Raw genomic sequence first — 24,657 nt, 5'->3', positions numbered from 1 at the left:
ACAGGGACGAAGGCGGCTGAGCGGGCCGCGGCAGGGAGGTCATGTCGAAGACCCTACGGCCCGCCACTGACAGCGGGCGGCATACCATCGACCACACAGCCTCGAACACTGCATGATCGTGCCGTAGGGCACCGACCGAAGGGACCCCGTGGACGAGAGCGGCGACAGCGGGCGCCCGCAGCCCGGCGCAGGGGGAACGGCCCCCGGCACCGGCCCCGACAAGGGCGAACCGCAGCGCCCCGAAGAGCCCGGAGGCGGCATCCTCATGGGCCGCCCCTTCGGCGTGCCGGTGTACGTCGCGCCCAGCTGGTTCCTCGTGGCCGCGCTGATCACCTGGGTCTTCGGCGGCCAGCTCGAACGGGTGCTGCCCGAGCTCGGCGCGGCACGCTATCTGGTCTCCCTCTTCTTCGCGATCGCCTTCTACGCCTCCGTACTCGTCCACGAACTCGCCCACACCGTCGTGGCGCTGCGCTACAAGCTGCCGGTGCGCCGCATCCAGCTCCAGTTCTTCGGCGGCGTCTCCGAGATCGAGAAGGAGTCCGAGACCCCGGGCCGCGAGTTCCTGCTCGCCTTCGTCGGACCGCTGCTCTCCCTGGTGCTCGCGGGTGTCTTCTACATCGGGATGAAGTTCGTCGCGCCCGGCACCGTGCCCGGCGTCCTGCTCGCCGGGCTGATGATCTCCAACCTCCTGGTGGCCGCCTTCAACCTCCTGCCCGGCCTCCCGCTGGACGGCGGACGCATGCTCCGCGCCGTCGTCTGGAAGATCACCGGACGGCCGATGAGCGGCACCGTCGCCGCCGCCTGGGTCGGCCGCGCCCTCGCCGTCATCACGCTGATCGGCCTGCCGCTGCTCACCCACACCGGGACCTTCGGCAACGACCCCGGCGACCTCAGCGGCATGGACACCATCACCGACGCGCTGCTCGCCGCCATCCTCGCCGCGATCATCTGGACCGGAGCGGGCAACAGCCTGCGCATGGCCCGCCTGCGCGAACACCTCCCCGAGCTGCGCGCCCGCACCCTCACCCGGCGCGCCGTCCCGGTCGAGGCCGCCACCCCGCTCTCCGAGGCACTGCGCCGGGCCAACGAGGCGGGCGCCCGCGCGCTCGTCGTCGTCGACGGACACGGCGAGCCGAAGGGCATCGTCCGGGAGACGGCCATCGTCGGCGTGCCGGAACACCGCCGCCCCTGGGTCGCCGTCAGCGGCCTCGCCCAGGACCTCACCGACGGTATGAAGGTCTCCGCCGAGCTGTCCGGCGAGGCGCTCCTGGACAGGCTCAAGGCCAGCCCGGCCACCGAGTACCTCGTCCTGGAGGAGACCGGCGAGATCTACGGCGTCCTCTCCACCGCCGACGTCGAACGCGCGTTCGTCGCCGCCCTGGCGAGGCCCGCCGCCTGACGGCCCTGCCCCGCCCCGGGCTCGCGGTCGGAGCCCTGGGAATCACCGGTACGCTGGTCACATGTCTGAACCGACCGGTGCCGCCCGCCGACGCGGGCCCTTCAAGGTCGGGGACCAGGTCCAGCTCACCGATCCCAAGGGACGCCACTACACCTTCACGCTCGAAGCCGGAAAGAATTTCCACACCCACAAGGGTTCTTTCCCGCACGACGAGCTGATCGGTGCCCCCGAGGGCAGTGTGGTCCGAACCACGGGAAACGTCGCCTATCTCGCGCTGCGCCCCCTGCTCCCCGACTACGTCCTGTCCATGCCCCGCGGCGCCGCCGTGGTCTACCCCAAGGACGCGGGGCAGATCCTGGCCTTCGCCGACATCTTCCCCGGCGCCCGCGTCGTGGAGGCCGGCGTCGGCTCCGGCTCGCTCTCCACCTTCCTGCTGCGCGCCATCGGCGACCAGGGCATGCTGCACTCCTACGAGCGCCGCGAGGACTTCGCCGAGATCGCCCAGCAGAACGTGGAGCGCTACTTCGGCGAACCGCACCCGGCCTGGCAGCTCACCGTCGGCGACCTCCAGGACAACCTCTCGGACACCGACGTCGACCGCGTCATCCTGGACATGCTCGCCCCCTGGGAGTGCCTGGAGGCCGTCTCCAAGGCACTGGTGCCCGGCGGCATCCTCTGCGCCTACGTCGCCACCACCACCCAGCTCGCGCGGACCGTCGAGTCCATCCGCGAGATCGGCTGCTTCGCCGAACCGCAGCCCTGGGAATCGATGATCCGCAACTGGCACGTCGAGGGCCTGGCCGTCCGCCCGGACCACCGCATGATCGGCCACACCGGCTTCCTCGTCACCGCCCGCCGCCTGGCCGACGGTGTGGAGGCCCCGCTGCGCCGCCGTCGCCCCGCCAAGGGCGCCTACGGCGAGGACTACGACGGTCCCGGCAGCCAGAGCGGCTCCTCGCGCGGCTGACCGCGCAACGTACCGGCGCCGCCGCCGAGTTCCCGGACCGACCCGGGAACTCGGCGGCGGCGCCTCTTCGTTGCCGGTACGGGGACACCGTCCCCACTGGCCCGCCGATCCGTACCGACCCCACCGTTCCGCTGTTCTGTGAGGTGTGGCACGATGCTGGCCACCCCGCGCCGCCGCGGCGGTACCACCGTCGGCGCCGCCGCTCATGCAGGCATCCTCGATCCTCAGGAACCACAGGAGACATCCCGCGTGCAGACCTCCGAGCTCCCGGACCTCGCGCACACCGACACCAAGCCGCTGCACTGGCTCGCCACCGCGGCGGCCATGGCCGCCGTCGTCGCGGCCGCCGGCCTGCTCCAGCCGGACCCCACGGCCTCGGCTTCCACCCCCCACCGCACCACGGCTCAGCACGGCACCACGACCGTCGCGGCCCCCGATCCCGCCCGCGCGTCCTTCCCGCTGGACTGCGGCCAGGTCGGCAGCACTGTGGCCAAGCAGGCCACCGGAGACCTCGACGGCGACGGCCGCCCCGAGACCGTCGCGGTGGTCCGCTGCGCGGCCGGCTCCGGCACCCCGCCCAGCGGCGTCTACGTCCTCACGCACGGAAGCGGGGCCGCACCGAGGGTCGTGGCAACCCTGGTGGACCCCGCCCAGGAGATCAGCGTCGGTGATTTCGCGGTGCGTGACGGAATTGTTTCGGCCACTCTGTTCGGCTACTCCTCGGACACCGTGGCGCGCTGCTGCCCCGACCGGCAGGAGCGGGCCACCTGGCAGTGGAAGGGCGGCGCGTTCGTCCGCGCCACCCAGGCCGCCCCGAGCGCCGCCTGACCGCTCACCGAGGGTGACCGAAGGCCCGAGGCCGCCGGATCAGGCGGCCTCGGGGCCGTACACCTCGACGCTGTCGGAGACGCGGCGGACATGGATGCAGTCGCCCGGACACTCCTTGGCCGAATCGACGACGTCCTGGAGGAGCGGCAGCGGGACGGGTGTCGTCGCGCCCTTGTCCTGCAGCAGTTCGTCGTCCGCGCTCTTCACGTACGCCAGACCGTCGATGTCCAGCTCGAAGACCTCGGGCGCGTACTGGACGCAGATGCCGTCTCCCGTGCAGAGGTCCTGGTCGATCCAGACCTCCAGGTCCTGCGTGTCGCCACCGTTGGGAGCGTCCTGCTGCACGGTCATTTCTCCTGCCGTTCCCTGCGTATACGAACCAAAAGAAGCCAGCCCTGACGGGTGTTGAACGGTTCGACGATACAACCGGCCGCTTTCCGATGTTGAAGGGTGGGTATTCCCCTGACACGAGGGGGGAACGCAAGGGTGAAGATCGGACACGTACCGCAGTCTTTGTGATCTAGGGGTTTCAATCATCACCCACCCAGGTAGGGTCAGGAAGCGTCCAGCTCCCCTTGGAGGAGGTGAGGACCGTGGCAGCCCACGACGACGACATCAACCGCGGCATCCGGCCCGTGCGGGGGTCCGAAGACCCAGCCGGCCAGGTCGCCTATCTTGAGCAGGAAATCGCCGTCCTGCGACGTAAGCTCGCCGACTCTCCGCGCCATACGAGGATTCTCGAAGAGCGGATCGTCGAGTTGCAGACCAACCTGGCAGGCGTGTCCGCACAGAATGAGCGGCTCGCCAACACATTGCGCGAGGCCCGCGACCAGATCGTGGCCCTCAAGGAAGAAGTCGACCGGCTCGCACAGCCACCGGCCGGTTTCGGTGTGTTTCTGCAGGGCAATGAGGACGGCACCTGCGACATCTTCACCGGGGGCCGAAAGCTCCGGGTGAACGTCAGCCCCAGCGTCGAGCTCGACGACCTCCGGCGCGGCCAGGAAGTCATGCTCAACGAAGCACTCAACGTGGTCGACGCCATGGAATTCGAGCGGGCCGGGGACATCGTCACCCTCAAGGAAATCCTTGAGGACGGCGAGCGGGCCCTGGTCATCGGGCACACCGACGAGGAACGGGTGGTCAGGCTCGCCGAGCCGCTGCTGGACATCACCATCCGCCCCGGCGACGCCCTCCTGCTCGAACCCAGGTCCGGCTACGTCTACGAAGTGGTCCCCAAGAGCGAGGTCGAGGAGCTCGTCCTCGAAGAGGTACCGGACATCGACTACGACAAGATCGGCGGTCTGGGCGACCAGATCGAGCTGATCCGCGACGCGGTCGAGCTCCCCTACCTCCACCCCGACCTCTTCAAGGAACACGAGCTGCGCCCGCCCAAGGGCATCCTGCTCTACGGCCCGCCCGGCTGCGGCAAGACACTCATCGCCAAGGCCGTCGCCAACTCCCTTGCCAAGAAGGTCGCCGAGGTCACCGGCCAGCCGGCCGGCAAGAGCTACTTCCTCAACATCAAGGGCCCGGAGCTGCTCAACAAGTACGTCGGCGAGACCGAGCGACACATCCGCCTGGTCTTCCAGCGTGCCCGTGAGAAGGCGAGCGAGGGCACCCCCGTCATCGTCTTCTTCGACGAGATGGAGTCGCTCTTCCGCACCCGGGGATCCGGCGTCAGCTCGGACGTGGAGAACACCATCGTCCCCCAGCTGCTCGCCGAGATCGACGGCGTCGAGGGCCTGGAGAACGTCATCGTCATCGGCGCCTCCAACCGCGAGGACATGATCGACCCCGCGATCCTGCGGCCCGGCCGCCTCGATGTGAAGATCAAGATCGAGCGTCCGGACGCGGAGGCCGCGAAGGACATCTTCGCGAAGTACCTCACGCCTTCGCTGCCGCTGCACGCGGACGACCTCGCGGAGCACACCGGCTCCAAGGAGGCCGCCGCACACGCCATGATCCAGTCGGTCGTCGAGCGGATGTACACGGAGTCCGAGGAGAACCGCTTCCTGGAGGTCACGTACGCCAACGGCGACAAGGAAGTCCTGTACTTCAAGGACTTCAACTCCGGCGCGATGATCCAGAACATCGTCGACCGGGCCAAGAAGATGGCCATCAAGGCCTTCCTCGACCAGGGCCAGAAGGGCCTTCGGGTCTCCCATCTCCTCCAGGCCTGCGTGGACGAGTTCAAGGAGAACGAGGACCTGCCGAACACCACCAACCCGGACGACTGGGCCAGGATCTCCGGCAAGAAGGGCGAGCGGATCGTCTTCATCCGCACGCTCGTCACCGGAAAGCAGGGCGCGGACACCGGTCGCTCCATCGACACGGTGGCGAACACCGGGCAGTACCTGTAAGCACGCGCACCGGCTGCGGATGCCCGGCCGGGCATCCGCAGCCGGTCGCTTTCGGTCCAGCTCGCGCGACACCGCAGCAATGACGCAATTGATCTCCCCACCAGCACAGAGGCGCTCTAGGCTCTTGCGTACCGCCCGGTCGCGCAGTGCGTGGACGGGCAGCGCACGCGCACCGACAAGCAGCGGTACTTGAGCGCCGCCCCTCAAGGGAGCGCCGCCGGGCAAGGAGGGCCGCATGACCGTACGGCGAGTAATGGGCATCGAGACGGAGTACGGGATCTCCGTCCCCGGCCATCCCAACGCCAATGCCATGCTCACCTCGTCCCAGATCGTCAACGCCTACGCAGCGGCGATGCACCGGGCGCGCCGCGCCCGCTGGGACTTCGAGGAGGAGAATCCGCTGCGGGACGCGCGGGGTTTCGACCTCGCCCGCGAGACCGCGGACTCCAGTCAGCTCACCGACGAGGACATCGGCCTCGCCAATGTCATCCTCACCAACGGGGCCCGCCTCTACGTCGACCACGCGCACCCGGAGTACAGCTCCCCGGAAGTCACCAATCCGCGGGACGCGGTCCTCTGGGACAAGGCCGGCGAACGCATCATGGCCGAGGCGGCCGAGCGCGCGGCCCAGCTTCCCGGCGCCCAGCCGATCCATCTCTACAAGAACAACACCGACAACAAGGGCGCCTCGTACGGCACGCACGAGAACTACCTGATGAAGCGGGAGACCCCGTTCTCCGACATCGTGCGCCATCTGACCCCGTTCTTCGTCTCCCGCCAGGTGGTCACCGGGGCGGGACGGGTGGGAATCGGCCAGGACGGCCACGAGCACGGCTTCCAGATCAGTCAGCGCGCCGACTACTTCGAGGTCGAGGTCGGGCTGGAGACCACGCTCAAGCGCCCCATCATCAACACCCGGGACGAACCCCACTCCGACGCCGAGAAGTACCGCAGGCTCCATGTGATCATCGGGGACGCGAACCTCTCGGAGATCTCCACCTATCTCAAGGTCGGCACCACCGCCCTGGTCCTGTCCATGATCGAGGACGGCTTCATCAACGTCGATCTCGCGGTCGACCAGCCGGTGCGCACCCTGCACCACGTCTCCCACGACCCGACCCTGAAGCATCTCGTCACGCTGCGCAGCGGCCGCACCCTCACCGCGGTACAACTGCAGATGGAGTACTTCGAGCTGGGCCGCAAGTACGTCGAGGAGCGGTACGGGGCCGATGCCGACGAGCAGACCAAGGACGTCCTGAGCCGCTGGGAGGACACTCTCAACCGGCTGGAGAACGATCCGATGAGCCTCTCCGGCGAGCTCGACTGGATCGCCAAGCGGGAGCTCATGGAGGGCTACCGCCGCCGTGACGGCCTGGACTGGGACGCGGCGCGCCTGCACCTGGTGGATCTCCAGTACGCCGACGTGCGGGCCGAGAAGGGCCTGTACAACCGTCTGGCGGCCCGCGGGAAGATGAAGCGGCTGCTGGACGAGGACGAGGTCGAGCAGGCCCGTACGAAGCCTCCGGAGGACACCAGGGCCTACTTCCGCGGCCGGTGCCTGGAGCAGTACGCCGACGACGTGGCCGCGGCCTCCTGGGACTCGGTCATCTTCGACCTGCCGGGTCATGACTCCCTGCAACGGGTACCCACGCTGGAACCGCTCCGCGGCACCCGCAACCACGTCAAGGAGCTCCTGGACCGCTGCCGCACGGCGGAGGAGCTGGTCCAGGTCCTGTCGGGCGGCTGAAAAGGCCGGGATCGGGGAATCATCGGTATGACCCCCGGACGTTGAGGGAAAGTACCGGGCCGAAGTCGGAGCCCGTGGGTAGGGTCTGATTCAAGTGCTTCGAACCGAGCGGGGTGAGCTAGATGGCGACCAAGGACACCGGCGGCGGACAGCAGAAGGCGACACGGTCCACCGAGGAGGTCGAGGAGCAGGCGCAGGACGCCCAGACCTCCGAGGACCTCAAGGACCGCCAGGAGAAGCTGAGCGACGACGTCGACTCCGTCCTGGACGAGATCGACGACGTGCTGGAGGAGAACGCGGAGGACTTCGTGAGGTCCTTCGTACAAAAGGGCGGCCAGTAGTTCACGGATGTGAACGCGGGGGAGTGGAGAGCGGTGCGCGCGGTACGGGCCGGGTCGGCCCGTACCGCGCGGGCGCAAGCGGCACCGCGAGCCGCGCAGCTGCCCCCGCGGCCCATGTGGATCGCCGCCGCGGGGCGGGTAGGGTCCGTGGCGTAACCGCATCAACTGCAATTCGGCCATCGGCAAGTTGGGAGACGATCCTGACGCCTAGCTCAGGGCCGTCGTTTACCTGGAGGGAAACGCGTGGAAGCCAACACTCGTAGCACCGGGCGTCTACCAGCTGCCTTCCTGACGCCGGGATCCTCTTCTTTCATGGATTTCCTGTCCGACCAGGCACCCGGCATGCTCCCCGGAAACCGGAGCCTGCCGCCCCTGCAGGGGGCCATCGAGGCGCCGCACGGGACGACCATCGTCGCGGCGACGTTCCCCGGCGGTGTGGTCCTGGCCGGTGACCGGCGCGCGACCATGGGCAATGTGATCGCACAGCGCGACATCGAGAAGGTCTTCCCCGCCGACGAGTACTCGGCGGTGGGCATCGCCGGTACGGCCGGTCTGGCCGTCGAGATGGTCAAGCTCTTCCAGCTGGAGCTGGAGCACTTCGAGAAGGTCGAGGGCGCCCAGCTCTCCCTGGAGGGCAAGGCGAACCGGCTCTCCACGATGATCCGCAGCAATCTGGCCATGGCCATGCAGGGCCTGGCCGTCGTGCCGCTCTTCGCCGGCTTCGACGTCGACCGCGAGAAGGGCCGCATCTTCTCGTACGACGTCACCGGCGGCCGTTCCGAGGAACACGGATACGCGGCCACCGGCTCCGGGTCGGTCTTCGCCCGCAGCTCGATGAAGAAGCTCTACCGCCAGGACCTGACGGAGCAGGAGGCCCTCACCCTGGTCGTGCAGGCGCTGTACGACGCCGCGGACGACGACTCGGCGACCGGCGGCCCGGATGTGGCCCGGCGGATCTACCCGATCGTCACCGTCATCACCGACGAGGGCTTCCGGAAGCTGGACGAGGCGGAATCCTCCGAGATCGCCCGCTCCATCCTCGAACGCCGGCTGGAACAGCCCGACGGCCCGCGCGCCGCGCTGCTCTGACCTCCGTTCCGCTGCTTCTTCGATGCTCTTGTCACTGACAGAAAGGGACGGATAACCGGTGTCGACGCCGTTCTATGTCTCACCTCAGCAGGCCATGGCCGACCGGGCGGAATACGCCCGGAAGGGCATCGCCCGTGGTCGCAGCCTGGTTGTGCTGCAGTATGCCGACGGCATTGTGTTCGTCGGCGAGAACCCGTCCCGCGCGCTGCACAAGTTCAGCGAGATCTACGACCGGATCGGTTTCGCCGCCGCCGGCAAGTACAACGAGTACGAGAATCTCCGCATCGGCGGCGTGCGCTATGCCGATCTGCGCGGGTACACCTACGACCGTGACGATGTGACGGCCCGTGGGCTGGCCAACGTCTACGCGCAGACGCTGGGCACCATCTTCTCCAGCGCGGCCGAGAAGCCGTACGAGGTGGAGCTGGTGGTCGCCGAGGTCGGCTCCGAGCCGGACGGCGACCAGATCTACCGGCTGCCGCACGACGGCTCGATCGTCGACGAGCACGGCTCGGTCGCGGTCGGCGGCAACGCCGAGCAGATCAGCACCTTCCTGGACCAGCGGCACCGCGACGGGATGACGCTCGCCGAGGCGCTGAAGCTGGCCGTGCAGGCGCTGTCCCGTGATCCCAACGGCAGCGAACGGGAGATCCCCGCGGAGCGGCTGGAGGTCGCGGTCCTGGACCGTACGCGGCCGCAGCAGCGGAAGTTCAAGCGGATCGTCGGCAGGCAGCTGGCGCGGCTGCTGGAGGCGGACGGCGGATCCGCGCCGACGGACGCCCCCTCCGACACGGAGGAGGGCGAGGGCGGCGCGTCCGCCACCACGACGGATGCTCCCAAGTCCACCGACTCGGGCGGGGACGTGGAGTAGTCCTCCCAGGGACGCCCCACCGCTGTGCCCGTGCCCCGGTCCGCCGCTTCCGGCGGGCCGGGGCACCGTCATGACCGCGGGGCGTCCGGGGGAGCGGGCGCCGAGGAGCCGCGGGCCACCAGATGGACGGGGAGGCTGCCGGGCTCGACCGGCCGGTCGTCCAGGACCGCCAGCAGGGCGGCCATGCCGCGCTCCCCGACCTGCTCGGCGGGCAGCTGCACGGTGGTGAGCTCCGGCTCCACGGCCGTCGCCAGGGCCAGATCGTCGAACCCGGTGACGGACAGGTCCTCGGGCACGCGGAGGCCGAGCCTGCGGGCCGCCTTGCAGGCACCCGCGGCGAGGATGTCGTCGTCGCAGACGAGGGCGGTGGGCCGGGGGCCCGGGGCGGCCAGCGTGCGCTCCGCGGCCACGCGGCCCGCGTGGACGTCGAGCGCCGCGCTCACGGTCCGTACGGAGGTGCCGGGTACCGCCCGCAGGGCGTCGTGGAGCGCCCGGCCGCGTGCCGCGAAGGTCCAGGAGTCGACCGCCGACGCCAGGTGGACGAAGCGGCGGTGGCCGAGGGCGAGCAGATGGCCGGCGACCTGCCGCATTCCGTCGGCGATGTCCAGGTTGACGCGGGCGGCGACACCGGTGTCCGCCGGGTCGCTGTCGAGCATGACCAGCGGCAGGCCGGCGCCGCGCAACGCGTCGAGCGCGCCGGCGGCCATGGAGGAGGCGATCACGCCGCCCAGCGAGGTGCTCGCCGAGGCGAACGGGTCCCGGGCCGGTCCGGTGCCGTCGGGGGACGGGTAGAGGACGACGCCGAAGCCGTGCTCGGCGGCGACCGCGGCGGCGCCGGTGTAGACGCGCGCGAAGAACTCGTTGGTGAGCGCGGGGACGACCAGCAGCGCGGTCCTGGTGCGGCCCAGGCGCAGGCTGCGGGCGGCGAGATTGGGCCGGTAGCCGAGGTCGTGGGCGGTGCCGCGCACGCGTTCGGCGGTGGCCTCGGAGACCCTGCCCCGCCATTTGCCGCCGAGCACGAGGGAGACGGTGGCCTGCGAGACACCCGCCGCCCGCGCCACATCGCGGCTGGTGGGCCGGGTCGGGGCGGGCTGTGGTGCGCTGGTCACTCGGGCCTCCGGGCCGGTCGGGGCAGGCGTCGTGAGGTGGACCTGCGGACTGGGCCATGGTACGTATGAACCTCGACGTTATACGTAAAACCTCGCGGTCGTCGGACCGTACGGGGGAGAGGGGCGACAGGACATGGCCGCGGGATATCTGGACATCCTCCGGGCGCGGCACGCCGCCCGGCTGCTGGCGGGGACCCTGGTGGGGCGGCTGCCGAACGGCACCGCCCCGGTCGCGATCGTGCTGTTCACCCGCGCCGAGGGCGGCACCTACACCCTGGCGGGGGCCCTCGCGGCCGTGTACGGGCTGGCCACCGCCGTCGGCCAGCCGCTGCTGGGCCGCGCCGTGGACCTGTACGGCCAGCCGCGCGTCCAGTTCCCGGCCGCCGTGGTGTCGGCGCTCGGCATGGCCCTGCTGGCCCTGGTGGGCCTGGGATCGCTGCCGCTGGCCTACGGGGCGGTGGCGGTGGCCGGAGTCTTCACACCGCCGCTGGAGGGCGGCCTGAGGGCCCTGTGGCCGAGCGTCCTGGGCCGCGAGGACCGGGTGCACCGCGCGTACGCCATGGACGCCGTCGCCCAGGAAATCATGTTCACCGTGGGCCCGCTGCTGGTGACGGTGCTGGTCTCCCTCTGGTCACCGGCCGCCGCCCTGCTCGTCATCAACGCGACAGGCGTCCTCGGGGCCCTCTCCGTCGTCCTCTCCGAGCCCTCCCGGACCTGGCGCTCCGCGCCCCGCGAGGCCCACTGGCTGGGCGCGCTGCGCTCCCCGGGGCTGCTGGCGCTGCTCGGGTCGTTCTTCTTCGTCGGGCTCGCGCTGGGCTCCATCACGGTGGCCGGCGTGGCCTACGCCGACGACCACGGCCGGGAGTCGGTGTACGGCTGGCTGATGGCCGCGCTCGGGCTGGGCGCGCTGATCGGCGGCGCGGTCTACGGGGCCCGGCAGTGGGCCGGGGCGCCGGAACGCCGGCTGCGGGTCATCGTCGCGCTGCTGGCACTGGGCTATCTGCCGCTGATGCTGACCCCGGGAGTGGTCGCCATGACCGCACTGGCGGCAGTGGCCGGGGTCTTTCTGGCACCCGCGATCGCCTGCTCCTTCATCGTCGTCGACCGGCATGCCCCGCGGGGCACCGTGACCGAGGCGTTCTCCTGGCTGGTGACGACCTTCGGGGTCGGCGCGGCGGCGGGAACGGCCGTGGCGGGCCCTGCCGTCGAGCTGGGCGGCACCTCGTGGAGTTTCGCCGTGGCGGGGGCCGGTGGGGTGGCGGCGCTGCTCGTTCTGCTGGCGACCGGAAAGGTGCTGGCAGTTCCCGGGCGTACGGCGGTTGCCGCACAGGGATCGGAAAATGATCGGAACGGTGCTGTCGAACCCGGTTTCAGCTCAGGCCATCAGGCGTAATGTTCAGTCATGGACCGCCGCATTTTCGGGCTGGAGAACGAGTACGGCGTCACGTGCACGTTCAGGGGACAGCGCCGACTGTCCCCTGATGAAGTGGCGCGCTACCTCTTCCGCCGTGTTGTGTCATGGGGCCGCAGCAGCAATGTCTTTCTGCGGAACGGCGCCCGCCTCTACCTCGACGTGGGATCGCATCCGGAATATGCAACCCCCGAATGCGACAACCTGACCGAACTGGTCACCCACGACAAGGCCGGCGAGCGCATTCTCGAAGGCCTGCTCGTCGACGCCGAACGCCGCCTGCACGAGGAGGGAATCGCGGGCGACGTCTATCTCTTCAAGAACAACACCGACTCGGCGGGAAACTCCTACGGATGCCATGAGAACTACCTCGTGGCCCGCCATGGAGAATTCTCCCGGCTCGCGGACATCCTCATTCCCTTCCTCGTCACGAGGCAGCTGATCTGCGGCGCGGGCAAGGTGCTGCAGACCCCCCGGGGCGCGGTCTACTGCGTCAGCCAGCGTGCCGAGCACATCTGGGAGGGTGTCAGTTCCGCGACCACGCGTTCGCGCCCGATCATCAATACGCGTGACGAACCGCACGCGGACGCCGAGCGGTACCGCCGCCTCCACGTCATCGTCGGTGACTCCAACATGTCCGAGACGACCATGCTGCTCAAGGTCGGCGCGACCGATCTGGTGCTCCGCATGATCGAAGCGGGCACGGTGATGCGGGATCTGACGCTGGAGAACCCGATCCGGGCGATCCGGGAGGTCAGCCACGACACCACGGGTCAACGCAAGGTGCGCCTGGCCAGTGGCCGCGAGGCGTCCGCCATCGAGGTGCAGCGCGAGTACTACGAGAAGGCCGTCGACTTCGTCGACCGCCGTGGCATCCGCACCGGGACCGTCGCCCAGGTCCTGGAGCTCTGGGGCCGTACGCTCGACGCCATCGAGGCCGAGGATCTCGACCGGATCGAGACCGAGATCGACTGGGTGATGAAGTACAAGCTCATCGAGCGGTACCGGGCCAAGCACAACATGACCATGTCGCATCCGCGGGTCGCCCAGATAGACCTCGCGTACCACGACATCCACCGTCGTCGCGGTCTGTACTACCTGCTGGAGCGCAAGGGGCAGGCCGCCCGCGTCTGCAACGACCTGAAGATCTTCGAGGGCAAATCCGTGCCCCCGCAGACGACCAGGGCGCGGCTGCGCGGCGACTTCATCCGCAGGGCGCAGGAACAGCGGCGGGACTTCACCGTCGACTGGGTCCACCTCAAGCTCAACGACCAGGCGCAGCGCACCGTGTTGTGCAAGGACCCCTTCCGTTCGGTGGACGACCGGGTGGAGAAACTGATCGCGGGTATGTGAGCCGGCACAGGACGATCCCGGCCTCCGACGCGACGCGGGCCCCGTGCGTTCCTCGTACGGGGCCCTGCGTACGCCCTAGAGTGTCGGGGACTCAACCAACTGTGCCGTCTGAGATCTGAGGAACAAGTGCGCCGACTTGCCGGCCTTCTCGTCGTCCCCCTGTTGCTGCTGACAGCGGCCTGCGGGAGCGAAAAGGGCTCCGATTCCGTTTCCGCCACGTCGAAGGACGGGTTCCCCGCGATCACCGCGGGCGCGAAGTTCGGTGAGAAGCCGACCCTGGCCAAGGGCACGGGCAACCCGCCCAAGGAGCTGAAGACCCGGGTCGTCAGCCAGGGAGACGGCGCCGCGCTCAAGAACGGCGACGCGATCCAGGTCAACTACCTCGGTCAGGCCTGGGACTCCGACAAGCCCTTCGACAACAGCTTCGACCGCAAGCAGCCGTTCGACCTGACCCTCGGCGCCGGCATGGTCATCCAGGGCTGGGACAAGGGCCTCGTCGGCCAGAAGGTCGGCAGCCGGGTCCAGCTGGTCATTCCGCCGGACCTCGGATACGGCGACCAGGGCCAGGGCGACATCAAGCCCAAGGCCACGCTCGTCTTCGTCGTCGACGTCCTCAAGGCGACGCAGATCCCGGCCTCCGCCAAGGGCACCGAGGTCGCCCAGGACAACATCGACCTCCCGAAGGTCGGCACCAACACCGACGGCAAGGCCCCCAAGGTCACCATCCCGACCAAGAGCGCCCCGCCGAGCAAGCTCGTCTCCAACTACGTCCTGGAGTCCAAGGGCGAGGTCGTGAAGGACACCGACAGCGTCGTCGTGAACTACGTCGGCCTGCTGTGGAAGGACGGCAAGGAGTTCGACAGCACCTACAAGGCGGGCAAGACGCAGACCTTCCCGCTCGCCCAGGTGACCCTGAAGGGGCTGAAGAACGGTCTGGTCGGCAAGAAGATCGGCAGCCGGGTGCTCCTGGTCATCCCGCCGGACCAGGGCTTCGGTGACAAGGCTCAGCAGACCATCCCCGCCAAGTCCACGCTGGTCTTCGCCGTCGACCTCCTGGCGAAGATGTAAGACTGTCCCGGTTGCCCAGTAGTTCATCAGTAAGAGGAGCAAGTCAGTGAGCATCGAGAAGCCCGAGATCGACTTCCCGGGTGGCGAGCCGCCGGCCGACCTGGAGATCGAGGAGATCTGGGAAGGCGACGGCGCGGTGGCCAAGGCGGGCGACAAGGTCTCCGTCCACTACGTGGGTGTCGCCTTCTCCACCGGCGAGGAGTTCGACGCCTCCTGGAACCGCGGCGCTCCGCTCCAGTTCCAGCTCGGTGTCGGCCAGGTCATCGCCGGCTGGGACCAGGGCGTGCAGGGCATGAAGGTGGGCGGCCGTCGCAAGCTGACCATCCCCGCGCACCTCGCGTACGGCGACCGCGGCGCCGGTGCCCGCATCGCGCCCGGCGAGACGCTGATCTTCGTCTGCGACCTGGTCGCCGTCTGATCCGCCGCCTCCGTGCGATACGAGGGCCCGTGCCACCAGGCACGGGCCCTCGCTTTTGTCCCGACAGCGCGTAGCGGTACGGTCGACCGTCGGAGAGCGAAACAGAAAGGGCGTCGATGGCGATTGCCAAGGCCGAGCGGCTGATGAACCTGGCGCTGTGTCTGCTGGGGACCCGCCGTCCGCTCAGCAAGCGCGAGCTGCGCGGTTCCATCGAGGCCTATCTGGAGGCGGGCTCCGACGACGCCTTCAACCGGATGTTCGAGCGCGACAAGGATGATCTGCGCGAGCTCGGTCTGATCATCGAGACCGTGGAGAACCTGGACGGCGAGACGGGATATCTCGCCCGCCGCGACAGCAACCGGCTCCCCCCGATCACGCTGGACGCCGAGGAGGCCGCCGCGCTCGGGCTGGCCGCCAAGGTCTGGCAGCAGGCGCGGCTGGCCGGTGCGGCCAGTGGAGCCCTGCAGAAGCTGCGGGCCGCAGGCATGCCGGAGGCCGAGGACGCGTACGAGGTGCACAGCGCCCTCGAACCGCGCATCCCGGTCCACGAGGCGGCCTTCGAGCCGCTGATGCTGGCCTGCCGCGACCGCCGCCCGGTGACCTTCGACTACCGCAAGGGCAATGCCGCCACGCCCGAGCAGCGCCAGGTCGAGCCGTGGACCCTGGAGTGCTGGCGCGGACACTGGTACCTGGCCGGCTGGGACCGGGACCGCGGCGCCGAGCGGGTCTTCCGGCTCTCCCGGATCACCGGCCGGGTCCGCTCCCGGGCCGGGGCCTTCACCACCGAGGTGCCCGACGTGGTGACCGTGCGCGAGACGGTCGAGAGCTGGGCCGGTGAGACGGCCACCAGGACCGCGCTGATCAGGCTGCGCACCGGCGCCGGCTACCCGCTGCGCTCGCGCGCCGTGTCGGTCCGGGAACTCGGGAACGGGTGGGACGAGTTGGAGATTCCGTACGGACACGGTCTGGACGCCTGGCTCGTCGAGTTCGGTCCGGACGTCGTCGTACAGGAACCCGCCGACCTGCGGGCCGATGTGGTGGACCGGCTGCGCGCCGTGGCCAAGGACTGAGCGAGGGACGGCACTCATGGCCACGAACGCGATCGACCAGACCCGCCGGATGCTCTCCCTGGTGACCTATCTGCGCGAGCGCCCCGGCGCCCACGTCCAGGACGTCGCCCGAGCCTTCGGGATCACCGAGGACGAACTGATCTCGGACCTCGACGTACTGCCCATGTGCGGGACGAGCTTCCGCGGCGGGGACCTGCTGGACATCGACACCGACGGCGACCGCATCTGGTGGCACAACCCGGACGACGTCGCGGAGCCGCTGCGGCTCGCCGCCGACGAGGCGACGGCCCTCCTGGTCGCCGCCCGCGCCGTGGCCACGCTGCCGGGGCTGCGCGAGAGCGACCGGCAGGCGCTGCTGCGGGCCACCGCGAAGCTGGAGACCGCGGCCGGCGAGGTGGGGGCGGCGAGCTCGCGGCTCTCGGTCACCTTCGAGTCCGAGGGCGGTGTCTTCGCCGATGTCGACCGGGCGATCTCCGAGCGGCGCCGCCTCTGGCTGCGCTACTACTCTCCCGCGCGCGACGAACTCACCGAGCGCGAGGTGGACCCGATCCGGCTGTTCGCCGTGGGACACACCTATATGGAGGCCTGGTGCAGGTCGTCCGAGGACCGGCGTACGTTCCGGCTCGACCGGGTCGCCGAGATCCGGCTGCTGGACGAGCCCGCCGCACCGCCCGAGCTGGAGCTGAGGGACCTGTCCGCAGGGCTCGTCCAGCCGGCCGCCGAGGACCCGGAAGTCGTCGTCGAGGTGGGACCCGGCGGACGCTGGGTCGCCGAGTACTACCCGCACGACAGCGCGGAGGAGCTGCCCGACGGCGGGCTTCGGATCGCCCTGCGCACCCCCGACCCGGCCTCGCTGCGGCGGCTCGCGCTGCGCCTGGGCGGGGAGGGCCGCATCGTCTCGCCGCCGGAGCTGGCGCGGAGCGCACAACAGGCGGCCCGTGCGGCGCTCGCCGCGTACGACGAGCCGGTCCGAGCGGAGGCCTGAGGGAGATATGAGCAACATGCCCGTGGTGTCAGGTGTTGCGACCGTGGTCGTGCCCGAGTCCGTACGGTTCAGGGCCGCTTGCCCGGACTGCCGCGAGCGGTTCGAGCTGGCCGCGGCCGCCATTCGTCTCGCGGTGGGGGCGAGCCGCCGGACGACGTTCTACTCCTTCACCTGCCCGCAGTGCGGCGCGGCCGTACGGAAGCCCGCCGGGGAGCGGATAGTCGAGCTCCTCAGCGGGGGCGGGGTGCGGACGCTGCGCCTCCACACCACCGGCCTCTAGAGAACTTCCACCTGCCTCCAGCGAACTTCCACGCCGTCGGCCCCCTAGACACATCGAGGCTCTGCGCATGTTCTGGCCCATGCTCGCCATCGCCCTGGGATTTCTCGGGATCGCCGTTCTCGGCGTGCTGGCCGTCAAGGTCTTCATCGAGGCCCAGCGGCTCGGGCATCAGGTGACCCGGACCACCCAGCGCATCAACCGGGCCGCGGAGGACCTCGAAAGGGCGGCGACGGACCTGGCCGCGACCGGCGAGGCGCTGCGCTAGAAGTCACCGCCCCGCTGGGCCCGTACACGGCTGTGAGCAGGGCGGATCGATCCGGACGGGCGTGGCCTCCTGTTTCGCGGGTTCGGAGGGTACGCTGCTGAAGGCGGCCCTGAGAGCGAGGCATGGGCCGTAATCGCAAGGATGCATGGGTATTGCCCTGCGTTTACTCCTGCGGGATACGATCGCTGACGGTAAGAAGATCGGACGTCTCGTCCGAGGTTCCATCCGCCCCACCCCTGCTGCCTCGGTGAGAAGGTACACGCATATGTTCGGAAGGCTCGGCGCTCCCGAGATCATCCTGATCCTCGTCGTCATTGTTCTGCTGTTCGGCGCGAAGAAGCTTCCTGACATGGCTCGCTCGCTCGGCAAGTCGGCCCGCATCCTCAAGAGCGAGGCCAAGGCCATGAAGTCCGAGAGCGGCCCGTCGGCGACCCCGGCCGAGCCGGCCGCGAACGACGACGCCCAGGACCAGGCCGCCCAGCGCACCATCAAGGCCGCCCCCGGCGACGTGACCAGCGCGCGTCCGGTCGCGGAGCCGACCGACACGACCAAGCGCTGACAAGAAACGGGCCGACGCAGGCGCCCTGATCGGTGAGGGCCTGCTGCACGAGATGAGGACGTGGGTTGCTCAAGTCTGCCCGCAAGCAGGAGACGGACCCAGAGGGGCGCATGCCCCTGGTCGAGCACCTGCGTGAGCTGCGTAACCGGTTGGCCAAGGGGCTGCTCGGGATCGTCGTCGTCACGATTGTGGCCGCGTTTTTCTACAAGGAGATCATCGAGCTCTTCACCGACCCGGTGCTGAAGTCGGTCGGGTGCGCGTACAGCTTCGCCGAGCTCACCCAGCAGAAGGACGGTACCTGCGCGCGTATCGTCCTGAACGGTCTGCTCACCCCGTTCACCCTGGCCCTCAAGGTCTCCTTGATGTCCGGTGTCGTCCTGTCGTCCCCGATCTGGCTCTACCAGTTGTGGGCCTTCGTCGCGCCGGGGCTCCACAAGCACGAGAAGAAGTACTCGCTCGCCTTCGTGGGCGCGGGATTCCCGCTCTTCCTGGCCGGTGGCTTCTTCGCGTACAAGACGCTGCCGACGATGGCGCGGGTGCTCCTGGAGTTCTCGCCGGCCGACCTCGACAACCAGTTGCCGCTGGACGAGCTGCTCGACCTGATCACACGCATGGTGGTGGTCTTCGGGCTCTCCTTCGAACTGCCGCTGCTGCTCGTCATGCTGAACTTCGGCGGGGTCATCACCGGCAAGCGGATGCTCGGCTGGTGGCGGGGCATGATCATGGGGATCACGGTCTTCGCGGCCGTGGCCACGCCCAGCACCGACCCGGTCAGCATGCTGGGTCTCGCCGGACCGATCTGGGTGCTCTACTTCGTGGCGACGGGGATCTCGCTCCTCAACGACCGCCGCAAGGAACGGACCGCCGCGGGCGGACCCTCCGACGACGAGGCCTCGGAGCTGGACCTCACCCCCGAGGACATCGGTGAGATCGAATCGGTCTCGTCCAGCCGTTCATTGCCCACCCAGGCGAGCTCGGACCGTGACCGCCTGAACGGTTACGACGACATCACCTGACCTTGTAGGGTCCCCGGGTGACCAGCGAGATCACCCTTTTCGTCAATCCCACCGCAGGACGCGGCCGGGGCGCGCACGCCGCGCAGCCGGCCGCTTCCGCGTTGCGGGACGCCGGATTCTCCGTGCGCACGGTTCTCGGTGAGGACGCCGACGACGCCCTGCGGCGCGCCCGTGAGGCCGTTGCGGGCGGGACCGGCGCCCTGATCGCCGTCGGCGGGGACGGCATGATGTCGCTCGCCCTGCAGGCGGTCGCGGGAACGATGACCCCGCTCGGCGTCGTGGCCGTCGGCACCGGGAACGACTTCGCCCGCGCGCTCGGACTGCCGATACGGGACCCGGCCGCCGCCGGACGGCTGGCCGCCGAGGCGCTCAAGGGCGGGGCCGTCCGGGAGATCGACCTGGGCCGGGTCGGTGAGCGCTGGTTCGGGTCCGTGCTCGCCTCCGGCTTCGACTCCCGGGTCAACGACCGGGGGAACCGGATGCGATGGGTCGGCGGACGGTTCAAGTACGACCTCGCGATCCTCGCCGAACTCGCCGCGTTCAAGCCCATCCCGTACCGCATCAGGCTGGACGGCGGGCCGGTCCGGGAGATCGAGGCGACGCTCATCGCCGTCGGCAACGGGACGACGTACGGCGGCGGCATGCGGATCTGCGCCGACGCCGTCATGGACGACGGGCTCTTCGACGTGACCGTCGTCGGGGACTGCAGCCGTACCACCCTGATCAAGGTCTTCCCCCGCGTCTACAAGGGAACGCACCTCGGCCACCCCAGGGTCACCGTGCACCGGGTCTCCTCGATCGAGCTGGCCGCGGCCGGTGTCACCGCGTACGCGGACGGTGAACAGCTCGGTGCGCTGCCGCTCACCGCACACTGCGTACCGGGCGCGGTCCGGGTGCTCGTACCGGGTCCTCCCGCCGGAATTTCCGCCGGAATTTAAAGACCGCGTCACTGTCAGAGGCGGCGGGTAGGCTCGTAGACAAGATGACAGAGGACCTCTCACCAGCTGAGCGATACCAGGCTTCTCGGATCCGCGCCGCCGAGCTGGCCACCGCACTCGCGCCCTTCCGCGAGTTGTACGAATTCGATCTGGACCCCTACCAGATCGAGGCCTGCGAGGCGCTGGAGGCCGGCAAGGGGGTGCTCGTCGCGGCCCCGACCGGCTCGGGCAAGACGATCGTCGGCGAATTCGCCGTGCACCTCGCCCTCGAACAGGGCCGCAAGTGCTTCTACACCACCCCCATCAAGGCCCTGTCCAACCAGAAGTTCGCCGATCTGGTCAAGCGCTACGGACCGGAGAAGGTCGGCCTGCTGACCGGCGACAACAGCGTCAACGCCGATGCCCCGGTGGTCGTCATGACCACCGAAGTGCTGCGGAACATGCTGTACGCGGGCTCGCAGGCGCTGCGGGGGCTCGGCTTCGTGGTGATGGACGAGGTCCACTACCTCTCCGACCGCTTCCGGGGCGCGGTCTGGGAGGAAGTGATCATTCACCTCCCGGACTCCGTGACGCTGGTGTCGCTCTCGGCGACCGTGTCCAACGCGGAGGAGTTCGGCGACTGGCTGGACACCGTCCGCGGGGACACCCAGGTGATCGTCTCCGAGCACCGCCCCGTGCCGCTCTGGCAGCACGTGCTGGCCGGCCGCCGGATGTACGACCTCTTCGAGGAGGAGAGCGACCACGGCGGCCGCGGCACCGCTCGCCGCGAGGTCAACCCCGATCTCGTCCGGCTCGCCCGGATGGAGAACCAGCGGGGGTACAACCCGCGGGAGCGCCGTCGCGGCAAGATGGTCCGCGAGGCCGACCGCGAGCGCGAGCGGCGCCAGCGCAGCCGGATCTGGACCCCGTCGAGGCCCGAGGTCATCGACCGGCTGGACGCCGAGGGGCTGCTCCCCGCCATCACGTTCATCTTCAGCCGGGCCGGCTGCGAGGCCGCCGTGCAGCAGTGCCTGCACGCCGGACTGCGGCTCAACGACGAGGACAAGCGACGCCTGGTCCGCGAGATCGTCGAGGAGCGGACCGCTTCCATTCCCGGCGAGGACCTCCATGTGCTGGGCTACTACGAGTGGCTCGAAGGGCTGGAGCGGGGCATCGCCGCGCACCACGCGGGCATGCTGCCGACGTTCAAGGAAGTCGTCGAGGAGCTGTTCGTACGCGGGCTCGTCAAGGCCGTCTTCGCCACGGAGACCCTCGCCCTCGGCATCAACATGCCCGCGCGCTCGGTGGTGTTGGAGAAGCTCGTCAAGTGGAACGGCGAGCAGCACGCCGACATCACCCCCGGCGAGTACACCCAGCTGACCGGACGGGCCGGGCGGCGCGGTATCGATGTCGAGGGCCACGCGGTGGTGCTGTGGCAGCGCGGTATGGATCCGGGGGCGCTCGCCGGGCTCGCGGGCACGCGCACGTATCCGCTGCGATCCAGCTTCCGGCCCTCCTACAACATGGCCGTGAACCTGGTGCAGCAGTTCGGCCGGCACCGTTCGCGGGAGCTGCTGGAGACCTCCTTCGCGCAGTTCCAGGCGGACCGGTCGGTGGTCGGCATCTCGCGGCAGGTCCAGAAGAACGAAGAGGGCCTGGAGGGCTACCGGGAGGGCATGACCTGCCACCTCGGGGACTTCGAGGAGTACGCGCGGCTGCGCCGCGACCTCAAGGACCGGGAGACCGAGCTCGCCAAGCAGGGCGCGACGCAGCGGCGGGCCGAGGCCGCGGCGTCCCTGGAGCGGCTCAAGCCCGGCGATGTCATCCATGTGCCCACCGGCAAGTTCGCCGGACTGGCCCTGGTCCTCGACCCCGGTCTGCCCGCCGGGCGGACCAATGGGCACGGCCACCGCGGGCTCGAATACCACGACGGGCCGCGGCCGTTGGTGCTCACCGCCGAGCGTCAGGTCAAGCGGCTCGCCTCGATCGACTTCCCGGTTCCGGTGGAGGCGCTGGAGCGGATGCGGGTACCGAAGTCGTTCAACGCGCGCTCCCCGCAGTCGCGCCGTGACCTGGCCTCCGCGCTGCGGACCAAGGCCGGGCACATCGTGCCCGAGCGGCACCGCAAGGGGCGGTCCGCCGCGGCCGACGACCGGGAGATCGCCCGCTACCGGGCGGAGTTGCGCGCGCATCCCTGCCACGGGTGCGCCGAGCGCGAGGACCACGCGCGGTGGGCCGAGCGGTATCACCGCTTGCAGCGCGACACCCGGCAGCTGGAGCGGCGGATCGAGGGGCGGACGAACACCATCGCCCGCACCTTCGACCGGATCGTCGCCCTGCTCACCGAGCTCGACTATCTGCGGGGCAACGAGGTCACCGAGCACGGGCGCCGTCTGGCCCGGCTCTACGGCGAACTCGACCTGCTGGCGAGCGAATGCCTGCGGGCGGGCGTGTGGGAGGGGCTGAACCCTGCGGAACTCGCGGCGTGCGTCTCGGCGTTGGTGTACGAGGCGCGGCAGGCCGACGACGCGGTGGCGCCGAAGGTGCCGTCGGGGCCGGCGAAGACCGCGATGGGCGAGATGGTCCGGATCTGGGGGCGGCTCGACGCCCTGGAAGAGGACTTCAAGATCAACCAGGCGGAGGGCGTCGGGCAGCGCGAACCCGATCTCGGCTTTGCCTGGGCGGTCTACATGTGGGCGTCGGGGCGGTCGCTGGACGAGGTGCTGGGCGAGGCGGAGATGCCGGCCGGGGACTTCGTGCGGTGGTGCAAGCAGGTGATCGACGTGCTGGGGCAGATTGCGGCTGCGGCGCCGCGGGACGGGAGTTCCGTGGCGCGGAATGCGCACAAGGCGGTGGATGCGGTGTTGCGGGGGGTTGTGGCGTACAGCTCTGTGGGGTGAGGTGTCCGCTGGGTGCGGTGGGGGAGCGGTGCGGTTCTGGTGTGGGGTGCGGTGGGGCTGCTCGCTGGGGGTGCGCCTGCGGCGGGCTTGTTCCCCTGCCCGCCCCTTCCCGTAACCGGGGGCTCCGCCCCCGGGCCCCCGCTCCTCAAACGCCGGAGGGGCTGGAGAGGGGTGCCTGCGGGGTGTGGGGATGCATGCCGGAGGGGCTGGAGAGGGGTGTCGGTGGGGTTGGGGATGCATGACGGAGGGGCCGGAGGCGGGCTTCGGTGCGGTAGGGGTGCATGTGGGAAGGGTTGGAGGCGGGCGCCGGTGGTGCTGGAGGTGCGTGCCCGAAGGCCCGGAGGTGGGTGCCGGAGGGGCGAACTGCCGCGCCGGAGGGGCTGGGTTGGGCGGTCCCTCCGGCGCGGGGGCGTTATGCGGCCTGGTGGGACGCGTCTCGTTTGGCTACTTCCTCGCGGACGATCGGGATGACGTGCCGACCGAAGTCGATCGCGTCGTCCAGCAGGTCGTAGCCGCGGGCCGAAAGGATTTCCACGCCCAGGTCGTAGTAGTCCAGCAAGGCCTGGGCCACTGTCTCGGGGGTGCCCACCAGGGCCGTCGAGTTACCGGCGCCACCCGTCTCCGCCGCGGTCGGTGTCCACAGGGCGCGGTCGTGGAGGTCGCCCTCGGCGGCCACTGCCAGGAGTCGTCGGGAGCCGGTGTTCTCGGGGTTCCTCAGCGGGTGACGGCGGCTCAGCGGGGTGCCGGACTTGCGGGCCCTGATCCGGGCCAGGGTGCGGTGGGCCTTCTCCCAGGCCAGTTCCTCGGTCGGTGCGATGATCGGGCGGAAGGCGACCTGGATCCTCGGCACATCCGTACGCCCCGCCGCCCTCGCGGCCTCCTTCACCGAGGCGATCTGCTCCGCGGTCTGGGCCAGCGGCTCGCCCCACAGGCAGTAGATGTCGGCCTCGGCGCCCCCGGCCGCGTACGCCGCGGGTGAGGAACCACCGAACGAGACCTGCGGATGCGGCTGTTGCACGGGGAAGGTGTCGCTCACGAAGTCGTTGAAGCGGTAGTGCGTGCCCTCGTGGTCGAAGGGCTCGTGCGAGGTCCAGGCCCTCTTGATGATCTGGATGGCCTCACGGGTGCGTGCGTACCGCTCGTCCTTGGTCAGGAAGTCGCCCTCGCGCTGCTGCTCGTGGTCGTTGCCCCCGGTGATGAAGTGCACGGCGAGGCGGCCGTCGCTGATCCGGTCCAGGGTCGCGAAGGTCTTGGCCGCGAACGTCGGGTACGAGACGTTGGGGCGGTGCGCCACCAGGATCTGGAGCTTTTCGGTGTGGGCCGCGACATAGGCGGCGGCCGGGGACGGGTCGGGGGAGCCGGAGCCGTAGGCGAACAGCACCCGGTCCCAGCCGTGGTCCTCGTGCGCGCGGGCCAGCTTGAGCGTGTACTCCTTGTCGAAGGACGCCCCGGCGCGGGGTGTCACTTCGGAACCATCGTTCGTCGCTGCGATGCCGAGAAACTCGACGGGCATGGCGAAGCCTCATCTCGTGCTGCGGAAAACCGGTCGGGTGAAGGGCTGACGTGGAACGGTCAGCGGCAACACGAGGCGGACCACACTCGACCGAAGTCGATGTGGTCACGGGTGACCAGCCGCAGCTGAGGGCGCATCTGCCCAGTGGAACAGGTGTGCTGGCGGCCAGTCAACCGTTTCCGGGGGCAATG

General features: G+C 69.7%; 23 protein-coding genes and 1 pseudogene. 21 read left to right on the top strand and 3 right to left on the bottom strand.

All coding sequences use genetic code 11. From position 1 onward, the window contains the following. Window positions 1–148: 148 nt before the first annotated feature. The 3 genes from GA0115234_RS13635 (at window position 149) to GA0115234_RS13625 (ending at window position 3,194) form a co-directional block, all read left to right on the top strand. Window positions 149–1,399 carry a site-2 protease family protein gene (locus GA0115234_RS13635; RefSeq protein ID WP_093541285.1) on the top strand — a complete coding sequence of 417 codons (1,251 nt, stop codon included), beginning with the start codon at window positions 149–151 and terminating at the stop codon, window positions 1,397–1,399. A 61-nt stretch (window positions 1,400–1,460) separates the two neighbouring features. Further along, entirely contained in the window at window positions 1,461–2,366 is a 906-nt protein-coding gene (locus GA0115234_RS13630) for a tRNA (adenine-N1)-methyltransferase (RefSeq protein ID WP_093541283.1), read from the top strand. 249 nt (window positions 2,367–2,615) lie between these two features. Then, the gene (locus tag GA0115234_RS13625) at window positions 2,616–3,194 is read left to right on the top strand and encodes a hypothetical protein (protein ID WP_093541624.1); all 579 of its coding nucleotides are present in this window, start codon (window positions 2,616–2,618) and stop codon (window positions 3,192–3,194) included. 39 nt (window positions 3,195–3,233) lie between these two features. Here GA0115234_RS13625 and GA0115234_RS13620 read toward each other — a convergent pair whose 3' ends face one another. Next, window positions 3,234–3,545 (bottom strand): ferredoxin, encoded by a 312-nt coding sequence (locus GA0115234_RS13620; protein WP_093541280.1) that lies wholly within the window; start codon window positions 3,543–3,545, stop codon window positions 3,234–3,236. A gap of 242 nt (window positions 3,546–3,787) precedes the next feature. Between GA0115234_RS13620 and arc the strand changes: the two genes are divergently transcribed. The 6 genes and pseudogenes from arc (at window position 3,788) to prcA (ending at window position 9,602) form a co-directional block, all read left to right on the top strand. Then, on the top strand, window positions 3,788–5,554 hold the full coding sequence (gene arc, locus GA0115234_RS13615) for a proteasome ATPase (RefSeq protein WP_093541278.1): 1,767 nt from the start codon (window positions 3,788–3,790) through the stop codon (window positions 5,552–5,554). 235 nt (window positions 5,555–5,789) lie between these two features. Then, window positions 5,790–7,301, top strand: a complete 1,512-nt coding sequence (dop, locus tag GA0115234_RS13610) for a depupylase/deamidase Dop (RefSeq protein WP_093541276.1) — start codon at window positions 5,790–5,792, stop codon at window positions 7,299–7,301. 122 nt (window positions 7,302–7,423) lie between these two features. Further along, a complete protein-coding gene (locus GA0115234_RS13605) occupies window positions 7,424–7,642 on the top strand; it encodes a ubiquitin-like protein Pup (protein WP_093541274.1) in 219 nt (72 codons plus the stop codon). 101 nt (window positions 7,643–7,743) lie between these two features. Continuing rightward, window positions 7,744–7,934, top strand: a pseudogene (locus tag GA0115234_RS43400) (endonuclease domain-containing protein); the annotation flags it as partial. Continuing rightward, on the top strand, window positions 7,886–8,731 hold the full coding sequence (gene prcB / locus GA0115234_RS13595; RefSeq protein ID WP_093541272.1) for a proteasome subunit beta: 846 nt from the start codon (window positions 7,886–7,888) through the stop codon (window positions 8,729–8,731). The pseudogene GA0115234_RS43400 and the gene prcB, both read left to right, overlap by 49 nt. A gap of 58 nt (window positions 8,732–8,789) precedes the next feature. Next, complete coding sequence (gene prcA / locus GA0115234_RS13590) at window positions 8,790–9,602, top strand: proteasome subunit alpha (protein ID WP_093541270.1); 813 nt, start codon at window positions 8,790–8,792, stop codon at window positions 9,600–9,602. 68 nt (window positions 9,603–9,670) lie between these two features. Here prcA and GA0115234_RS13585 read toward each other — a convergent pair whose 3' ends face one another. Beyond that, complete coding sequence (locus GA0115234_RS13585; protein ID WP_093541268.1) at window positions 9,671–10,711, bottom strand: LacI family DNA-binding transcriptional regulator; 1,041 nt, start codon at window positions 10,709–10,711, stop codon at window positions 9,671–9,673. 133 nt (window positions 10,712–10,844) lie between these two features. On the opposite strand from GA0115234_RS13585, the gene GA0115234_RS13580 reads away from it, so the two are divergent. The 12 genes from GA0115234_RS13580 to GA0115234_RS13525 all read left to right on the top strand — a co-directional run bounded on the left by GA0115234_RS13580 (window position 10,845) and on the right by GA0115234_RS13525 (window position 22,953). After that, the gene (locus GA0115234_RS13580; RefSeq protein WP_093541266.1) at window positions 10,845–12,104 is read left to right on the top strand and encodes an MFS transporter; all 1,260 of its coding nucleotides are present in this window, start codon (window positions 10,845–10,847) and stop codon (window positions 12,102–12,104) included. 9 nt (window positions 12,105–12,113) lie between these two features. After that, window positions 12,114–13,475, top strand: coding sequence for a Pup--protein ligase (gene pafA / locus GA0115234_RS13575; RefSeq protein WP_093541264.1), 1,362 nt, complete (start codon window positions 12,114–12,116; stop codon window positions 13,473–13,475). Between the two features lie 126 nt (window positions 13,476–13,601). Further along, window positions 13,602–14,543 (top strand): FKBP-type peptidyl-prolyl cis-trans isomerase, encoded by a 942-nt coding sequence (locus tag GA0115234_RS13570; protein WP_093541262.1) that lies wholly within the window; start codon window positions 13,602–13,604, stop codon window positions 14,541–14,543. A gap of 46 nt (window positions 14,544–14,589) precedes the next feature. Next, window positions 14,590–14,961 carry an FKBP-type peptidyl-prolyl cis-trans isomerase gene (locus tag GA0115234_RS13565; RefSeq protein ID WP_093541260.1) on the top strand — a complete coding sequence of 124 codons (372 nt, stop codon included), beginning with the start codon at window positions 14,590–14,592 and terminating at the stop codon, window positions 14,959–14,961. A gap of 116 nt (window positions 14,962–15,077) precedes the next feature. Continuing rightward, window positions 15,078–16,031 (top strand): helix-turn-helix transcriptional regulator, encoded by a 954-nt coding sequence (locus GA0115234_RS13560; protein WP_093541258.1) that lies wholly within the window; start codon window positions 15,078–15,080, stop codon window positions 16,029–16,031. A gap of 16 nt (window positions 16,032–16,047) precedes the next feature. Then, a complete protein-coding gene (locus tag GA0115234_RS13555; RefSeq protein ID WP_093541256.1) occupies window positions 16,048–17,016 on the top strand; it encodes a helix-turn-helix transcriptional regulator in 969 nt (322 codons plus the stop codon). Between the two features lie 7 nt (window positions 17,017–17,023). Continuing rightward, window positions 17,024–17,296, top strand: coding sequence for a CpXC domain-containing protein (locus GA0115234_RS13550; RefSeq protein ID WP_237541320.1), 273 nt, complete (start codon window positions 17,024–17,026; stop codon window positions 17,294–17,296). Window positions 17,297–17,363: 67 nt separating this feature from the next. Beyond that, window positions 17,364–17,561 carry a hypothetical protein gene (locus GA0115234_RS13545; RefSeq protein ID WP_093541254.1) on the top strand — a complete coding sequence of 66 codons (198 nt, stop codon included), beginning with the start codon at window positions 17,364–17,366 and terminating at the stop codon, window positions 17,559–17,561. Window positions 17,562–17,826: 265 nt separating this feature from the next. Continuing rightward, complete coding sequence (tatA, locus tag GA0115234_RS13540) at window positions 17,827–18,120, top strand: Sec-independent protein translocase subunit TatA (RefSeq protein ID WP_093541252.1); 294 nt, start codon at window positions 17,827–17,829, stop codon at window positions 18,118–18,120. Window positions 18,121–18,185: 65 nt separating this feature from the next. Continuing rightward, window positions 18,186–19,136 (top strand): twin-arginine translocase subunit TatC, encoded by a 951-nt coding sequence (gene tatC / locus GA0115234_RS13535; protein WP_093541250.1) that lies wholly within the window; start codon window positions 18,186–18,188, stop codon window positions 19,134–19,136. Between the two features lie 17 nt (window positions 19,137–19,153). Continuing rightward, a complete protein-coding gene (locus tag GA0115234_RS13530) occupies window positions 19,154–20,074 on the top strand; it encodes a diacylglycerol kinase (protein ID WP_093541248.1) in 921 nt (306 codons plus the stop codon). Between the two features lie 44 nt (window positions 20,075–20,118). Further along, window positions 20,119–22,953, top strand: a complete 2,835-nt coding sequence (locus tag GA0115234_RS13525) for a DEAD/DEAH box helicase (RefSeq protein WP_093541246.1) — start codon at window positions 20,119–20,121, stop codon at window positions 22,951–22,953. Between the two features lie 412 nt (window positions 22,954–23,365). Here GA0115234_RS13525 and GA0115234_RS13520 read toward each other — a convergent pair whose 3' ends face one another. Beyond that, on the bottom strand, window positions 23,366–24,466 hold the full coding sequence (locus tag GA0115234_RS13520) for an LLM class flavin-dependent oxidoreductase (protein WP_093541244.1): 1,101 nt from the start codon (window positions 24,464–24,466) through the stop codon (window positions 23,366–23,368). Between the last annotated feature and the right edge of the window lie 191 nt (window positions 24,467–24,657).

The organism is Streptomyces sp. DvalAA-43 (assembly GCF_900091725.1).
In the GTDB taxonomy this organism is placed as follows: domain Bacteria; phylum Actinomycetota; class Actinomycetes; order Streptomycetales; family Streptomycetaceae; genus Streptomyces; species Streptomyces pulveraceus.
The sequence above is the reverse complement of the archived record's forward strand: the minus strand, read 5'-3'. Positions and strand labels throughout refer to the sequence as shown.

Bases quoted from the DNA above. Each gene is read 5' to 3' on its own strand.
- GA0115234_RS13630 (WP_093541283.1), top strand. From the start codon at position 1,461: ATGTCTGAACCGACCGGTGCCGCCCGCCGACGCGGGCCCTTCAAGGTC.
- GA0115234_RS13620 (WP_093541280.1), bottom strand. From the start codon at position 3,545: ATGACCGTGCAGCAGGACGCTCCCAACGGTGGCGACACGCAGGACCTG.
- dop (WP_093541276.1), top strand. From the start codon at position 5,790: ATGACCGTACGGCGAGTAATGGGCATCGAGACGGAGTACGGGATCTCC.
- GA0115234_RS13605 (WP_093541274.1), top strand. From the start codon at position 7,424: ATGGCGACCAAGGACACCGGCGGCGGACAGCAGAAGGCGACACGGTCC.
- GA0115234_RS13580 (WP_093541266.1), top strand. From the start codon at position 10,845: ATGGCCGCGGGATATCTGGACATCCTCCGGGCGCGGCACGCCGCCCGG.
- pafA (WP_093541264.1), top strand. From the start codon at position 12,114: ATGGACCGCCGCATTTTCGGGCTGGAGAACGAGTACGGCGTCACGTGC.
- GA0115234_RS13560 (WP_093541258.1), top strand. From the start codon at position 15,078: ATGGCGATTGCCAAGGCCGAGCGGCTGATGAACCTGGCGCTGTGTCTG.
- GA0115234_RS13555 (WP_093541256.1), top strand. From the start codon at position 16,048: ATGGCCACGAACGCGATCGACCAGACCCGCCGGATGCTCTCCCTGGTG.
- GA0115234_RS13550 (WP_237541320.1), top strand. From the start codon at position 17,024: ATGAGCAACATGCCCGTGGTGTCAGGTGTTGCGACCGTGGTCGTGCCC.
- GA0115234_RS13545 (WP_093541254.1), top strand. From the start codon at position 17,364: ATGTTCTGGCCCATGCTCGCCATCGCCCTGGGATTTCTCGGGATCGCC.
- tatA (WP_093541252.1), top strand. From the start codon at position 17,827: ATGTTCGGAAGGCTCGGCGCTCCCGAGATCATCCTGATCCTCGTCGTC.
- GA0115234_RS13525 (WP_093541246.1), top strand. From the start codon at position 20,119: ATGACAGAGGACCTCTCACCAGCTGAGCGATACCAGGCTTCTCGGATC.
- GA0115234_RS13520 (WP_093541244.1), bottom strand. From the start codon at position 24,466: ATGCCCGTCGAGTTTCTCGGCATCGCAGCGACGAACGATGGTTCCGAA.